This window comes from Psychrobacter immobilis (assembly GCF_904846235.1).
Lineage (GTDB): Bacteria > Pseudomonadota > Gammaproteobacteria > Pseudomonadales > Moraxellaceae > Psychrobacter > Psychrobacter immobilis_C.
On sequence record NZ_CAJGZN010000005.1, the window covers coordinates 137938 to 154045 of the forward strand.

The following is a 16108-nucleotide window of genomic DNA, read 5'->3' on the forward strand; positions in this document are numbered from 1 at the left end:
GTAGACTTTGACCGTGACCGTGACCGTGACCGTGACCGTGACCGTGACCGTGACCGTGACCGAATAGATAAAGTTGATTTATTATGCGAGTCAACACTAACAGTCGATCCAGACTATTATCTCGTTCGCAAAAAGAATTCGTCATCAACACCAATTATCGACGCTGTCTGGAACTGGTGTGTCACTCATTTAGTACAGACTTAGCACTGGCTTTATTTAGCTAGGGCTAGCTAAGCATTAAGTTAAGCGTCAATATAAATAATCTAATCTCAAATTGATTAACGTAATTAGCTTCTGAAACTAACTACGATTTCAGTCGTGTTTTTCTATCCTACTACAGTCGTGCTTCAACCTACTGATATAGACTTGCTTGCCTACTTTTTTGCTTCTCATTTTTTCTCCTCGTTTTATCCTTTTACTACCTACCCTAACTCAAAAATAAAACACAGTTACCTACCCCCTTCTCAATCAAAAAACACCCTATTTTTACGTGATTAAAATACTAAGTTTCTATGTCACATTACGTAGACTTACACAGTTAATTCATCATAAACAATTATCGACTAAATTATTACTCAATTTTGTATTAGTATTCATAGGTATCAACCAGCTGATTAAGAGAGCCGTCTTTTCTTACAAGCACGCCAGCCCCTTACACGATTTTACTTGTTGTACCTGCATAAGGACCAGACATGACTGCTAACACACAAGAAGCTCTAACTAGCGCAGCACTCAGTTTTCAATTAATGACGCGAGCTGAGCCTCCAGAGTTAGTTATTGCCACAATAAAGTCGTTATTAGCAGTAAAAAAAGCGTGTGACGAGATATTAATTATCGATAATAATAATAAAGAGACGTCGTTATATGAGCCGTTAGCAGCATTTTGCCAAAGTTTAGACGCTGAGTTGAATGTTCATTTTTATCACATTGATCGTGTCGAAGGATTTAAAGCGGGTGCTTTGAACTTGGCACTTGGGTTAATGAGTCCAGACTGTAGTCACATTGTAGTGGTCGATAGTGATTACCAAGCGTTACCACATGCTAGAGCCTCTATTATGCAGGCTATCGCCCAATATCCTGAGCATACCCTACTGCAGTTTCCGCAGTTTTATCGTAATGAAGGACAGCTAGATGCGCATAGCGAGCTAAATCACTATTTTAATCATCATTTGTATCGTCCTTTTAATCGCAATCGTGCTTTATCAACGGGTACTTACGCAGTCATTCGACGCTCAGACCTTTTGAGCATAGGAGGCTGGTCAGGCGCTTCTATCACTGAAGATGCTCAGATGGGCGTGCTTATGCATCGACAAGGTTTTCGCAGTCAGTTTGTGCCAGAAGTCATTGCCACAGGTTTACTACCTAACACACTAGATGACCTAATATGTCAACGCCGACGCTGGATCTACGGCAATATGCAAGTGCTCACGGATTACTTGTCAGTCCCGTACAACTCTCCAGTTCAACATATCTCGCAATCTAAAAGTATGAGAGAACGTCTAGCCTATATACGCGCTCATCTGTCTCAGCTGAGTGCTTGGGTAAATTTCACAGGGTTCTTTATCCTTTTGCATATCTGCTCATTACTGGTAATGGTTGATATGCTTTTAGTAAATAACGCTAACGTGTCGATGCTTACCTCTCTATATGTGGTTTATACAGGCTATGCATTTTTTATCCTTAGACGGTTGTGGGCTTATTGCCGTGATCAATCGCCTCTCAATCAACAAGTAGATGAAAACCATCAACCACGTTTTGGTAGAAAAATACGTGCATGGTTGATGCACTTAAACTTTTGGGAGATTGGTGCCTTATCATGGCTTCCGGTGCTATGGGGACGAGAAAAACCTTTTGTCTGTACGCCAAAACAAAACTATATCCAAAGTCGTCAGTCATTATTCCTTAAGAATATAGCAGCGTTACCAAAACTGCTGTTGGTGCTAAATATCATTACAGCTCTAGTTGTAGCACCGTTTTCACCGTTCTATTCGCCAGTATTATTTATGTGTGCAGCGGCAGTTTGTATTCTCAAACTAAGCGCAGCCAAAGTAGCAATGGATAATTTCTCTGATGCTCGAGCAGACATACCAAGTATGAGTAAGGTTCTAAAACAGACTTTAAAGGTAGCCCATGAAAAAAAGACGACTATCACGACATCTTATGCGACATCTTTATTTAAAGATAAAAAAACCATCGATTCATAAAATTCAGTACTTATAAAATTAGTGCTTATAGGCATATCGATTCGTACAAACTTGCGATTTATATAAGCCAATTTTGAAACAAGGTCATTCTATTGTCTTTTATCGTTTCTATACTAGGTCCCCTATACAACACTCTACTAACCAAAACGCTTATAACCATGATGCTTATAACTATAAAGGTCTTAAAAACATGATTAGGTCTTCGAATTCACCGCTACGTATTGCCATTATTGCGCATTCACTGTACCCCATTGCCCAGCCTTATGCAGGTGGTCTAGAAATGATTACCCAATTGATTTGTGATGAATTGGTGGCACAAGGTCATGAGGTATTGCTTTACGCTCATAAAGATAGCGAGACGAAGGCAACATTAGTTCCATTATTGACTCGTCATGAGTTTAACAAGATGGTCTATGATAATGAGCATGAAACGGTCGCCATGGGCCGTGAAGAGATGTATCAATATCTCACCTATCAGATAGCCTTACGAGATATTATCGAACGTGATGAGCGCGGTGAGATTGATATCGTACATAACCATAGTTTGCATCATATTCCGATGATGACAGGCCAAGCGTTTGGCGAAAGATTTTTTACCACTTTTCATACACCTATTTTTCCACAGTTACGTTTGGCGCTTTTAACACTGCGCTCTGGTACAACCACTCAATTTACAGCGATTAGTAAGCACCAACAGCAGTTATTCGCTGAGTTTGTCCCTTCACAAGTGGTGTATAACGGCATCGATGTCGAATCCTTTATTGCCAATACAGAATCGCTTAATAATACTAATGGTAGCGATGACGAGGTATATTTTTGGTATGGACGTATTTGCCCTGAAAAAGGCACTCATTTAGCCATGCGGTACTGCATGGAAGCTGGAAAAAAACTTATCATTGCAGGACCTAAAAGCAACGAAGACTACTTCAATCAAAAAGTAGCCCCTTTATTATTTAAAGACAGTAAGAGTGGCGATGACAAACTATTCAGTTACGTAGGTCATGTCACCAAGGGCGAGATTAACAATTACTTGTGCCAAGCAACTGCCATGCTATTTACCAGTACTTGGGACGAGCCATACGGATTGACCTTAGCTGAGAGTCTGGCATGTGGCACACCAGTCATTGGTTTCGATGCTGGAGCCAGTGCAGAAATTATTACTCCAGAGACAGGAGTCATCGTACCTAAAAAAGACAAAGCCGCCTTTATCAATGGTTTTTCTACGATTAAAAACATATCACGCCAAGCCTGCCGTGACCGTGCTTTACAGTTTTGTTCAGTATCGGCCATGGTAGACGGCTATCTGGCATTGTATAAAGCAGCGTTAAAAAATAGAACGGTGTTGATAGAAGACAATTCAGAAAGCTACCTCAACAGTATTAACAGTATCAACAGCTATGAGCTGTCTGATTTAACAAAAGACTCCCTTCGTTTTTTTAATCAAGCCATTCAAGCACCAGTTGAAACTGAGAATAATCTTGTTAGCTTGTCTGAGGGATCGTAACGATGCGTATCGGATATTATGCTCATCATCATGGCTCAGGACATTGCCGACAGGCAGACAAACTGGCTGCATTGCTGCCTAATGATACAAGAGCACAATTAACGGTATTTACGAGCTTAGATATAGCTAGCTATCGTTTTACCGCTATTGATGAACAACAAATCGTACGTTTAAATGCAGAAGATGAACGCCCGGATGACATACTAGCAGGTCGTGCAGGAGAATATTGGCAACCAGCCAGCCTACACTACTCGCCCGTAGGCAATGGTGACATTCAAAAACGCAGTCACCAAATACTAGACACTATCTTTCAATGTAAGATCGATCTAATGATTATCGATGTCAGCGTTGAGGTGGCAATGCTCTGCCGTGCGGCAAGCATTCCTTATCTTTACGTTAGGCTTCCGGGCATTCGCGATGATGCGCCACATTTGGGTGCATTTTCTGGCGCGCTTGCCTTACTGGCGCCTTATCCTAAAGTGTTAGAGTCTGCCCATACATCTGAATGGGTCTGTGACAAAACGCTCTATCTTAACTTTATCTACTCTCAAAAAGCTGAGCCATATACTTATGAAAACTTTATAGATATTTTGGCAAAATTGAGCGTGGATAATGAAACTTCTGATCTTAAGTCTACAAACCTACTATCTATCGAGGCTAAATTAATAGACAAGTCCGAAACTACAACACCTATTATCACCGTTATTAAAGGCTATGGTGGACATAAAGCGATTGACGAAAAATTACCGGAATTGCGCTCACTGCTACCCAATGCATTAATTGTCTCTCTCGGGCCTATAGACGATGACAAACGATGTTATGTCGATATCTCAGCTGAGGTAGATGACGTCACACCATTTATTTGTCATAGCGATTATCTAATGATGGCTTGTGGCCTAAACGCTGTTGCGCAAGCGTATCATTATGATACGCCGCTCATAGTAGTGCCTGATGACAGACCACATAATGAACAAGCCGTCATGGCTGAAGCGTTAGTCGCTCAAAATAAAGCGCTAAATTGGCAGCAGTTTAAAACCTTAATGCGCGTCAATGATGATCAACCTGAATCTATTGCCCAAACCATTCATGGCCGAAATAAACCACACCCCACTACTTCAGTTGATAGCATTGAAAAAAATAACAGTGAGGAAGATAGCAGCGAGGAAACCAACATAGCTATGCTAACAGCTGCTCAAGCGTTTATGCATAGCACCACTGATTATCCTACAACTAAGCTTTGGTTTGAAAACTGGTTACTCCCTCGACTCAACTTAACACCCGAATCAACAATTAAATACTGACTTATTAAATACTGATTTATTAAAAGTAACAGGCAATACGATAACGAGGTAAAGACAAGCGATCACCATTCAGCCAACGAGTAACGCGAGTACGACTTCTGATACTGTATCGATGACCGTCATTACGACTTGCTATGGTCGTAATCGTCATCTCTATAACCTACTCAGCAGTCTAGAAAATAGTAGTGTAAAGCCAGCCGAAGTCATTATCGTCAATGACGATGCCGATCCCAATCGGTTAGCTGAATTTTCACTAAATATCGTGAAATTACCAACTACGGTTAAATCAGCTGTAAATGATGGTGGTGATACTACAACTACAGAGTTTGATATCGGACATAATCGCAATCTTGGAGCGTTGCAGGCAACTCACGATATGCTGATTTTTTTGGATGTTGATTGTATCGTAGCGCCTACGTTTATTGAGCAAATGTATAAGAAGCTTCTACAATATCCTAGTGCGCTTTTGATGGGTCAACCGCGCTATCTAACGCGACCATTATCAGTAGAAGAAAATGCACAATTAAAAATCAATCATCTGCCTTTGTCTCTTTTAGACGAGCTGTCTGTCTATAACCCTTATCGTTATAATTTTGATGAAGCTGACTCATATCCTACTGAAACAGAGCAAACAGCCATCAAACAAACTGATGATTACGGTGCATTTTGGAGCCTATGCTTCGCTATCAAGCGGCAGACTTTTGATAAAATTGGCGGTTTTGACACCCAATATACAGGTTATGGTGCAGAAGATACCGATTTTGCCTTTACAGCACGTCGATTAGGTATCAATTTTTACCTTACTGCTGATATCGCTTATCATCAGCAGCACAGTGTCTACCGGCCACCTCTTAATCATCTGGACAGTATCATTGTCAATGCCAATCGCTTCTATCAAAAATGGCACTGTTGGCCCATGACAGGATGGCTGTCCCAATTTTCCGATATGGATCTGATTGATTGGAAAGAAGAACAGTCATCATTGATAGCCGTCCGACGAGAGCCTGACGATAACGAGATAAAGCGCGCTCATTGCCCAGACGCTCCTTATGTTTAACTATTTCTAGCAATTTTTAGCTAACGAAAACTTAGCTAATCAATATTCTAGTACCGATGAATAGTCACTCCTTTAGGTAGTCGACTCATTTCCTGACGTTCAAAATCCCAATTATGACCATGCCAAAAGTGAGCAGTTTTATCATTGTCATTGAAGCCGATCATTAATATCTCTAATGGTAGTTTTGTCTTTTGAATATGGTGTAAGTATGCTCGAGCTACCAGCATCAGCCGATATAACAGAAAACCTGATGAGGGTGCTGACGAATGAATCTCGGTAAAGCATGGATAGTCAGCAACGACTTTATGATGCTCTGATAGCACACTGTGATAGGTAGGGCTTGATAATAGTTTTTGCATGTTCGAGGGAATATCTAAGATGCGATGAGCAGTGATAGGATCGTCATTAGGGCTTGGATCATCAGCTAATGTTGGAAACTGATAAGGCTGGTTGCTCGTCAATATCCCTAATGGCGCGGTCTCTGCCATTTGCTCCACCACTGATATATGATTGCTTCTAGGCGGTAGGCCAAAATGCAGTTTACTGTCACCAATCTGACGAAAAAACAACAGCTTAGGCAGTAAACTAGCTAGCTGATGGCTAGCAAAAAAATCAGCGTGAATAAAGTGATTAAATAACACTAAGACATCATCGGGCTGTAACAACATCTCAAGCTGCGTCGTGGTTACAGCAGGATTATTTGCAATTAGAACAACTCGTTTAGCTTGCTCTAGTGCAGTCTGTATAACGACTGGTAGTGTTAAGAAAGCAGATTGCGCTGTATTTATGTCATTAGATATATATTCGCTATTCTTTGACAGCGCGATACTCTGTTTGAATATTGGTTTTTCTGTATTGGACTCTATATTAGACATAGCAACCTTAGTTAATGTGAACTTTTTATTGCTACTTTAGCATTATTAGCGATTTTTATAGAAAAATTGACGATGTTAGTATGCCTATTGCTTTTGCCTTAAATAAGTAAAGCCCTTAAAACTTATACTTGATCAAATTTTTTCACGCTTATATATGAAGCCTTCTTCGTCATAAATTTGATAAGTAACATCTAATAACGTTTCCAGTAATCCAGACTTATCAAAATGTCTAACACTCATCACGATTGGCGAAGTTAATATCCCCTCTTCAAATGGGATATAGGTTATCTCTTGATGACGTAAATGCTCAAGTGTCTTTGGTACGATAGTCAACCCTTCTCCTGCTGCTACTAACCCTAGGGCAATATGCAATTCACGTACTTCCATGAAATAATTCGCCTTCAAATTACGATTTTCAAATAGTTCTAATACGTAATCAATGAAACTGGGCCTCGGTGCTGTTGGATAAAGTAAGAGGTTTTCATTTGTTAAATCGATCAAGCTTAAACTGTCGCGTTTTTCTTTTGATAATGGGTGTTCGATAGGAACAGCAACTACTAAATCTTCCTCTCTAAGCACCATTCGCCTAATAGAAGCATCTTCAAATAATAACCTGCCAAAACCTACATCTATCTTACCTTCTGTCAATGCTTGCATTTGTTGCCAAGAGTTTAGCTCATACAATTTAACTTCGATATTCGGATGAACTTCTCTGAAACGGGATATTACTCTCGGCAATATGCCATACAATATAGATGATACAAAGCCTATTGAGAGCGAATTATCAAAATTTCCCTTACGAATAGTCATAGTACGCAGATCGTCTGATTTTTTTAAAATTTGAATAGCATGATCATAAAAAAATTCGCCAGCCTCAGTGAGTTTCAAGGGACGATTCTCCCTATCGATAAGCGTAACGCCAATCTCTTCTTCCAACTGTTTTATCTGCCGGCTAAGTGGTGGCTGCGAGATGTATAAACGAGCAGCTGCTTTATTGAAGCTTTTTTCTTCTGCCACGGCTATGAAATAGCGTAAATGCCTGAGTTCCATTATTCTTCCTTGATTGACTTCCTATTGTTTCTATCCTAAGTCGTTCTAATTTCTTCCCTTTTATCCATCACCTACTTCATATACAAAACATCCATACCTAAAGAACATAACATACCACCTACCTTTCGACAAAATACCTAAAAAGTATTAAAAAAAGACTAAATAGGTCTTAGACATGTCGATATTTAACACTTATAGTTCTTATTAAGCATAAGGAAGCCAAAATTTTATACTAAGGATAGATATGATTCGTTCAATTAATACTTTACTAGTACCAATACCTACTATTCGAGCGCATAAACTGGCTTGTACCGTGATGAATGAACAAGTATTGGTTCTGGTGCATATCCAAACCGAAGATGGCTACGAAGGTTGGGGCGAAGCAACGACGATTGGCGGCTTAAGTTATGCTGAAGAAAGTCCTCATAGTATCAAAACTAATATCGATACTTACTTTACCCCTCTCTTGATGAAAGAAAAGCCTACAAGCACAGCAAAAGCAATGCAGCTATTGAATACCCACATCAGCGGCAATCGTTTTGCAAAATGCGCGATTGAAACTGCTCTACTCGACATCGAAGGCAAAAGACTCAATCTACCTATCAGCGAGCTCATCGGTGGTCGCGTCCGTGATCGTATCGAAGTGGCATGGACGCTTGCTAGCGGAAATACTGATACCGATATCGCTGAAGCTCATCAGATGATTGAACAGAGAAAGCATCGGATTTTTAAATTAAAAATAGGTAGCAACCCTATCCTTGATGATGTCGCCCATGTGTTAGCTATTAAACAAGCTTTACCTGATTGCCGCATCACCGTTGATGTTAATCAAGCATGGACAGAGCTTGAAGCTATGAAAGGTATTAGTCTGTTGCAAAATGGCGGTGTTGATTTAATCGAGCAACCAGTATCGATGCGTAATAAATCAGCGCTAAAGCGTTTAACTGAACACTTTGACGTGGCTATTATGGCTGACGAAGTCGTGCAAGATCCACATAATGCGTTCCAATTGGCAACGGATCATTGTGCCGATGTCTTTGCTGTAAAAATCAATCAAGCTGGTGGATTAAAAGCTGCATGCTTAATCGGACAAATGGCACATCTAGCAGGTATCGAGCTTTATGGCGGGACGATGCTTGAAGGACCTATCGGTACGGCAGCATCCGCCCATGTGTTCTCGACATATCCAAGTCTCAACTTCGACACTGAACTCTTTGGTCCTTTGTTATTAACTGACGACGTTTTAGCACAGCCTCTTGATTATCAAAATTTTGGATTGAGTGTACCTACGGGCGCAGGCCTTGGTATCGAAGTAGATAGCGATAAAGTCTATCACTACGCCAAACAAGCAGTCCCTACGTTACCTAAACCATCAAATCCATAATTCTCTACCAACGCTCAAACTGAAACGCTGTAAAAGTCAGCCAAATTATCTTTCATCACGTATAAGGAAATAATTATGTTATACCACGTCAGAATGGATGTCTTAATCCCAACAGATATGGATACCGATAAAGTCAACGAGCTTAAGGCAACTGAGAAAGCACTGTCACAGAAGCTGCAAGAGCAAGGTAAATGGCGTCATATTTGGCGTATAGCAGGTCAGTATTCTAACTTCAGTATCTTTGATGTTGAGAGTAATGAAGAGCTACACGATATTATGATGTCATTACCACTTTATCCGTACATGAAGGTTGAAGTGACACCGTTATTGCGTCACCCATCATCTGTTCGTAGTGATGACAGTTAAATCAAGGCATTAAATCTGTAATCAGAATCTATAAAAGGTGGGTAAGAATACTCACTGTAGTTACCCCTTAATAAAACAGTCCTCAACAAGGAGAGAGACATGGAACGCAGCCAAATTGAAGCATTAGCCACTCAGTTCATCAAAGGCAAAATCGACTTCCCTGAACAAGTAAATCCACGTGTACAAGAGATTGTATTACGTATTGTGACCGACCTTATGCAAACCATTAATGACTTAAAAATAACCGCCGATGAGTATTGGTCTGGGGTTGAGTTCATTGGTGATTTAGGCAAAGAAGCCGGTTTGTTATCACCAGGTCTTGGTTTTGATCACTTCATGGATTTAATGATTGAAGAAGATTTAAAAGAAGCAGGATTGGATGGCGGGACTGTACGTACTATTGAAGGCCCTCTCTATGTCGCTGGCGCACCAGAAGAAAAAGGGTTTGCACGTCTTGATGACGGTACAGATATTGATAATGGCACGGTGCTATTTATGCAAGGCACTGTTTATGGTGAAAATGGAAAACCTCTTCCAAACGCAAAGGTAGAAGTATGGCATGCCAACAGCTTAGGTAACTACTCTTTCTTTGATGAATCACAGTCTCACTTCAACTTGCGTCGTAGCATCATTACAGATGAGAACGGCAATTATGCATTCCGCAGCATCGTTCCGCTAGGTTACTCGGTACCACCAGAAGGAATGACGCAAAAAGTATTGGGCGCGCTAGGACGTCATGGTCATCGCCCAGCTCACATTCATTTCTTCGCCAGTGCTGACGGTCATCGCAAACTGACCACGCAGATTAACATCGATGGCGATGAGTACCTATGGGATGACTTTGCTTTTGCAAGCCGCGAAGGTTTGGTACCAGAGGTAACGATGGTCGAAGATGCGGACAAGCTAAAAGAAAAAGCGCTGGATAAGCCTTACGCAAGTATCGACTTTGACTTTCATTTAGTAAAAGACATTGACCAAGCTGTACAAGGCAGCGAAGTAGAACGCCGCCGTGCTCAAGGTTAATGAGCACTCATATTAAATAGCATTAATTAATTGATCACTACTAGCGACTTACGTTTGATATGCCCTCAGTTGCCGTATCAAACGTAAAATTCTAATCTCATTTTATACCGTCATTATACAAGGAAGGCAGCCATGAGCGAGCGTATCAATTTAGTACCTGAAGGATCAGACATCACTATTGATGATTTTTTAGAAGAGAACAGTGAAAAAGGGATTTATCGTCTGCATCGTAGCGCCTTCACTAACGAAGAGCTGTTCGAGCTTGAGATGAAGTACATCTTTGAGAGCAACTGGGTCTATTTGGCTCATGAGTCTCAAGTTCCTGATAACAATGACTACTACACCTCATACATCGGTCGTCAGCCCGTGATTCTTGCCCGCAATAAAGAAGGCGAGCTGCATTGCATGATTAACTCATGCTCACATCGTGGTGCACAGCTCTGCCGTCATAAGAAAGGCAATAAAGCCACTTACACTTGCCCTTTTCACGGTTGGACTTTTAACAACTCAGGTAAGCTGCTTAAAGTTAAAGACCCAAGACACGCCGGCTACCCAGAATGTTTCAATAAAGAAGGTTCACACGACCTAAAACAAGTGAAAATGGCCAATTATAAAGGCTTTATCTTTGCTAGCTTAAATGATGATGTTCAGTCAATTGAAGACTGGCTTGGTGGTTCTACCAAAATTCTTGACATGATTGTCAATCAGTCGCCAGAAGGTCTAGAAGTTCTACGCGGCACATCAACCTATACTTTTGATGGTAACTGGAAACTGCAAGCTGAAAACGGTGCTGATGGCTATCACGTATCAGCTGTGCATTGGAATTATGCGGCTACCACTGCACGTCGTAAAGAACAAGAAGCAGTCAAAGAAGACAACATCAAAGCCATGAACGCTGGAAAATGGGGACGTCAAGGTGGCGGTTTCTACTCTTTTGAAAACGGACACATGCTGTTATGGACACAGTGGGAAAACCCACAGGACCGTCCAAACTATGCCTATCGCGATGATTATGTCGCTAAATACGGTGAAGCAATGGCGGACTGGATGATTGGACGTTCACGTAACTTATGCCTATATCCAAACGTCTACATTATGGATCAGTTCAGCTCACAAATTCGTATGCTCCGCCCTATCGCGGTTGACAAAACTGAAGTCAGCATATGGTGTATCGCACCAAAAGGCGAAAGCGATGAGTCACGTGCACGCCGTATCCGTCAGTATGAAGATTTCTTTAACGTTACTGGTATGGCAACACCTGATGACTTAGAAGAGTTCCGCTCATGCCAAGAAGGTTATAACGGTATCAAACTTGAATGGAATGATATGTGCCGAGGCTCCGAGCACTGGATTCAAGGAGCAGATGAAGGCGCTGCCGCTATTGACTTAAAACCTTTAATGAGCGGTGTTAAGACTGAAGATGAAGGGCTATATACCGTCCAACATCGCTACTGGCATGAAGAGATGAAAAAAGCTCTAGAGCAAGAGCAGCAGCTACACGGTGCTAATAGCGACTAATACATTTTTATTATTACTCTGCTATTTATTGTAGAACTGACAAAAAATAAGGATATCAATCATGAAAAACACAACTGTTAACATTGAAGACATTAGACAGTTTCTATACCGTGAAGCGCGTTTATTGGATGAGAAAAAATGGGAAGAATGGCTCACTTATTACGATGAAGACTGCCCTTTCTGGATGCCAAGTTGGGATGATGATGGTCAGCTCATCAGCGACCCACAACGAGAAATTTCGCTGATTTATTATCCGGACCGCCGTGGTCTTGAAGATCGTATCTTCCGCATCGAGACTGAGCGCTCATCAGCGACCATACCTGATACACGTACCACGCACAATTTATCAAATATTGAATTACTCGAAAACAATGACGGTATTGTGACGGTACGTTTCAACTGGATCAACAAGTCCTTTCGCTATCACGAGACCAATACCTATTGGGGTTACTCTCAGTACAAAATAGACATGACTCAAGACCAACCAAAAATTTTGGATAAGTATGTGGTCTTAAAAGACGACTATGTGCATCAAATCATGGATGTCTATCACGTCTAATCATTATTCACTCATTACTTAATCACTAGCTTTTAATTAATACGTGTTGAAAAGGGATATTTCTCATGGAATATAATATTGCTCTACAGTTCGAAGACGGCGTCACGGGCTTCATCAAATGTGAAGCCGACGAAACAGTTGCCGAAGCAGCGTATCGTCAAAAATTTAATATCCCTGTGGACTGCCTAGATGGTGCTTGCGGTACTTGCCGTTGCCATTGTGAATCTGGCAGCTATGACATGCACCCTGATATGTATATCGAAGATGCACTCACAGAAGCTGAAGCTGAAGAAGGTTATGTACTCACCTGTCAGATGATTCCTGAAAGCGACTGCGTGATCAAAGTACCAACCTCCTCTGAAGCTTGCAAAGTTGGCAAGTCTGTATTCAAAGGCAAACTACAGCAGCTGAATGTACTGTCTGAGTCTACCATTCACTTTGGCGTCGAAGTCGATAATCCAGATGCGCTAGTATTTTTGCCAGGCCAGTATGTCAATGTCAGTATTCCTGATTCTAACGAGACACGCTCCTATTCATTTAGCTCTATACCTAGTGCCAATCAGGCCGAATTTGTCGTCCGCAATATTCCTAACGGCAAAATGAGCACCTTTTTATCTGATACTGCAACTATAGGCCAAGAGATTAATTTTGAGGGTCCATTTGGTAGCTTTTACCTGCGCCCTCTAATCCGCCCGACCCTATTTCTAGCAGGCGGTACCGGTATCGCGCCTTTTTTATCGATGCTAAAAAGTTTAGAAGTGTCTGGTGCTCATCATCCTGTCAGGATGGTCTACGGCGTCACCAACGATTTTGATCTGATAGAAGTCGAGAAACTAGAAGAAGTAAAACAAAACCACCCTTGGTTTGACTACCGCACCTGTGTCGCCACAGAAGATAGTAGTCATGAGCGTAAAGGTTATGTTACCGGTCATGTTGATAATGAGTGGCTGAACGATGGTGACGTCGATGTGTACTTGTGTGGTCCGTTAGGGATGGTGGATGCGGTGAGTAATTGGTTAGACAGCAGTAATCTAAAACCGTGCAATTTTTACTATGAAAAATTCACGCCCAGTGAACAATAACATAGCTTAGCCGTATTACTCTACTAGCAAAGCATGAGCAAGATTTTTAGGAGACTGTCATGAGTAAAAGATTTGATAATAAAGTATGTATCGTTACTGGTGCCGCCCAAGGCATCGGGCGCGGAGTCGCATTACGCTTAGCAAGTGAGGGCGGAAAAATCGTCATGGCAGACTTTTCTCCATTAGTAGAAGAGGTGCTGGCTGAAATCATTGCTAATGGTGGACAAGCCGTTACCATTCAAGCTGACCTTGAAACCCGTCAAGGTGCTAAAGAGGCTATTGATAAGGCACTTGATAGCTATGGGCGTATCGATATATTAGTCAACAATGTCGGCGGCGCAATATGGATGAAACCTTTTACCTGCTTCTCTGAAGCAGAAATCCAAAAGGAAATCAGTCGCTCATTATTTCCAACATTATGGTGTTGTCATGCGGTATTACCAACCATGGTCAAACAGCAGTCAGGCATTATTGTTAATGTGTCCTCTATCGCTACTCGTGGTATCAACCGCATACCCTACTCGACAGCGAAAGGCGGCGTGAACGCCATGACCGCATCGCTCGCTTTTGAGTATGCAAACGATGGCATCCGTGTGAATGCCGTGGCAACTGGCGGTACTGAAGCGCCGCCCAGAAAGATTCCACGTAACGCCAAACCATTAACTGATGATGAAAAATCATGGATGAATGCGGTGGTTGATCAGACCATTGATCGCACCTTTATGAAACGCTACGGCACGATAGATGAGCAAGTCAATGCCATCTTGTTTTTAGCATCCGATGAGTCTTCTTATATTACTGGTAGTACCATTCCTGTAGGCGGTGGCGACGAAGGCTAATAATAAATCTGTCAATCAGTAGCATGCATCTTAATTTGCAACCCCGTAACGAATGCTAATTTGCAAGGAAGCAATATGGCCTCTGTAATCCAAATCTTAAAAAACGACTGGTCGCTCTCTGCATCGGTTGCAGGGTTCTTAGCGGTTCTTATTTCCTATGCAGGTCCTTTGATTATTTTTTTTCAGGCCGCACAAGCCGCACAAGTATCGGATGCCATGATGGCGTCTTGGATTTGGGGTGTCTCCATTGGTGCTGCCATTCCTGGTATTTATTTATCTATTAAATATAAAACACCGGTTATTACAGCATGGTCCGCACCTGGTACCGCTTTACTGGTTACCCTATTTCCACAGATGAGTATTAATGAAGCTGTTGCCGGTTATATCATCTCAGCGATTGTCATATTTATTATTGGAGCGACAGGTTACTTCGACAAAATATTAAAATGGATTCCTAACGGTATTGCCGCTGGCATGATGGCAGGCATCCTATTTCAGTTCGGCTTAGAATTATTTAAAGCCACTGATAGCATGCCATTTATCGTCTTTAGCATGCTCGGTTGCTATTTATTAGCCAAACGCTTTTCGCCGCGCTATACGATGATCTGGGTGTTGATATGCGGTGTTATCTTAAGCGTCTTACTTGGCAAAATGAACCCTGTCCATTTCGATTTAGCCGTTACCATACCTAATTTTATTGCACCTGAATGGTCGTGGAACTCAACGTTTAACCTCGCTATACCACTCATCCTTGTGAGCTTAACTGGTCAATTCTTACCCGGCATGGCTATTTTAAATCTAAGTGGCTATGACACGCCAGCCAAGCCTATTGTGAGTGTTACAAGCCTCGCCTCTTTAGCAGTTGCATGTGTTGGTGGTATCACTATCGTACTTGCCGCTATCACAGCCGCGCTTTGTACTGGCAAAGATGCGCATGAACTTAAGGAAAAGCGCTATATCGCAGGTGTCGCTAATGGCATCTTCTATTTATTTGGCGGTTTATTTGCTGGCAGTATCGTGATGGTATTTAGCTTGCTTCCAAAAGAGCTTGTCGCGGCACTGGCCGGCCTTGCGTTAATCGGTGCCATTTCTGCCAATATCACCATTGCTATGAAAAATGATGAGCAAAGAGATGCAGCGTTAATTACCTTTTTGGCGACAGCATCGGGTATGAGCTTTTTGGGATTAAGCTCTGTGTTTTGGGGCATTCTTATTGGCATGATTGCTCACTATATTCTGACCAAAAAACGCCTACTACCAACATCATCTATCTCATTAACGACCTCTAATAATGAAGCCAATTAAAAGCAAGTCTCTTACAAAAAATTTAAGTAGTGTCAGAGCAA

14 protein-coding genes are annotated in these 16108 nt (G+C 41.6%); 12 read left to right on the top strand and 2 right to left on the bottom strand.

The window, feature by feature from the left end:
- Window positions 1-692: 692 nt before the first annotated feature.
- From JMX07_RS05030 to JMX07_RS05045, 4 genes are all read left to right on the top strand, one after another.
- On the top strand, window positions 693-2204 hold the full coding sequence (locus JMX07_RS05030; RefSeq protein WP_201606686.1) for a glycosyltransferase family 2 protein: 1512 nt from the start codon (window positions 693-695) through the stop codon (window positions 2202-2204).
- A gap of 190 nt (window positions 2205-2394) precedes the next feature.
- Complete coding sequence (locus tag JMX07_RS05035) at window positions 2395-3708, top strand: glycosyltransferase (RefSeq protein WP_201606687.1); 1314 nt, start codon at window positions 2395-2397, stop codon at window positions 3706-3708.
- Between the two features lie 2 nt (window positions 3709-3710).
- The gene (locus JMX07_RS05040; protein ID WP_201606688.1) at window positions 3711-5009 is read left to right on the top strand and encodes a hypothetical protein; all 1299 of its coding nucleotides are present in this window, start codon (window positions 3711-3713) and stop codon (window positions 5007-5009) included.
- A gap of 112 nt (window positions 5010-5121) precedes the next feature.
- Window positions 5122-6066 (top strand): glycosyltransferase family 2 protein, encoded by a 945-nt coding sequence (locus JMX07_RS05045; RefSeq protein ID WP_201606689.1) that lies wholly within the window; start codon window positions 5122-5124, stop codon window positions 6064-6066.
- A 47-nt stretch (window positions 6067-6113) separates the two neighbouring features.
- Here JMX07_RS05045 and JMX07_RS05050 read toward each other — a convergent pair whose 3' ends face one another.
- Both JMX07_RS05050 and JMX07_RS05055 read right to left on the bottom strand, forming a co-directional pair.
- Window positions 6114-6941 carry a hypothetical protein gene (locus JMX07_RS05050; RefSeq protein ID WP_102092706.1) on the bottom strand — a complete coding sequence of 276 codons (828 nt, stop codon included), beginning with the start codon at window positions 6939-6941 and terminating at the stop codon, window positions 6114-6116.
- A 132-nt stretch (window positions 6942-7073) separates the two neighbouring features.
- Complete coding sequence (locus JMX07_RS05055; RefSeq protein WP_101204516.1) at window positions 7074-7991, bottom strand: LysR family transcriptional regulator; 918 nt, start codon at window positions 7989-7991, stop codon at window positions 7074-7076.
- 244 nt (window positions 7992-8235) lie between these two features.
- On the opposite strand from JMX07_RS05055, the gene JMX07_RS05060 reads away from it, so the two are divergent.
- The 8 genes from JMX07_RS05060 (at window position 8236) to benE (ending at window position 16067) form a co-directional block, all read left to right on the top strand.
- Window positions 8236-9375, top strand: coding sequence for a muconate/chloromuconate family cycloisomerase (locus JMX07_RS05060; RefSeq protein WP_101204515.1), 1140 nt, complete (start codon window positions 8236-8238; stop codon window positions 9373-9375).
- A gap of 75 nt (window positions 9376-9450) precedes the next feature.
- Window positions 9451-9741 carry a muconolactone Delta-isomerase gene (catC, locus tag JMX07_RS05065; protein ID WP_101204514.1) on the top strand — a complete coding sequence of 97 codons (291 nt, stop codon included), beginning with the start codon at window positions 9451-9453 and terminating at the stop codon, window positions 9739-9741.
- 99 nt (window positions 9742-9840) lie between these two features.
- Window positions 9841-10764: a catechol 1,2-dioxygenase gene (gene catA, locus JMX07_RS05070; RefSeq protein WP_025643597.1), complete on the top strand. Its 924-nt coding sequence runs from the start codon at window positions 9841-9843 to the stop codon at window positions 10762-10764.
- A 132-nt stretch (window positions 10765-10896) separates the two neighbouring features.
- A complete protein-coding gene (gene benA, locus JMX07_RS05075) occupies window positions 10897-12282 on the top strand; it encodes a benzoate 1,2-dioxygenase large subunit (protein WP_025643599.1) in 1386 nt (461 codons plus the stop codon).
- Between the two features lie 61 nt (window positions 12283-12343).
- A complete protein-coding gene (benB, locus tag JMX07_RS05080) occupies window positions 12344-12841 on the top strand; it encodes a benzoate 1,2-dioxygenase small subunit (RefSeq protein WP_025643600.1) in 498 nt (165 codons plus the stop codon).
- A gap of 65 nt (window positions 12842-12906) precedes the next feature.
- The gene (gene benC / locus JMX07_RS05085; protein ID WP_025643602.1) at window positions 12907-13923 is read left to right on the top strand and encodes a benzoate 1,2-dioxygenase electron transfer component BenC; all 1017 of its coding nucleotides are present in this window, start codon (window positions 12907-12909) and stop codon (window positions 13921-13923) included.
- Between the two features lie 59 nt (window positions 13924-13982).
- Complete coding sequence (locus tag JMX07_RS05090) at window positions 13983-14762, top strand: 1,6-dihydroxycyclohexa-2,4-diene-1-carboxylate dehydrogenase (RefSeq protein WP_101204513.1); 780 nt, start codon at window positions 13983-13985, stop codon at window positions 14760-14762.
- A 75-nt stretch (window positions 14763-14837) separates the two neighbouring features.
- On the top strand, window positions 14838-16067 hold the full coding sequence (gene benE / locus JMX07_RS05095; RefSeq protein WP_201606691.1) for a benzoate/H(+) symporter BenE: 1230 nt from the start codon (window positions 14838-14840) through the stop codon (window positions 16065-16067).
- Window positions 16068-16108: the final 41 nt, after the last annotated feature.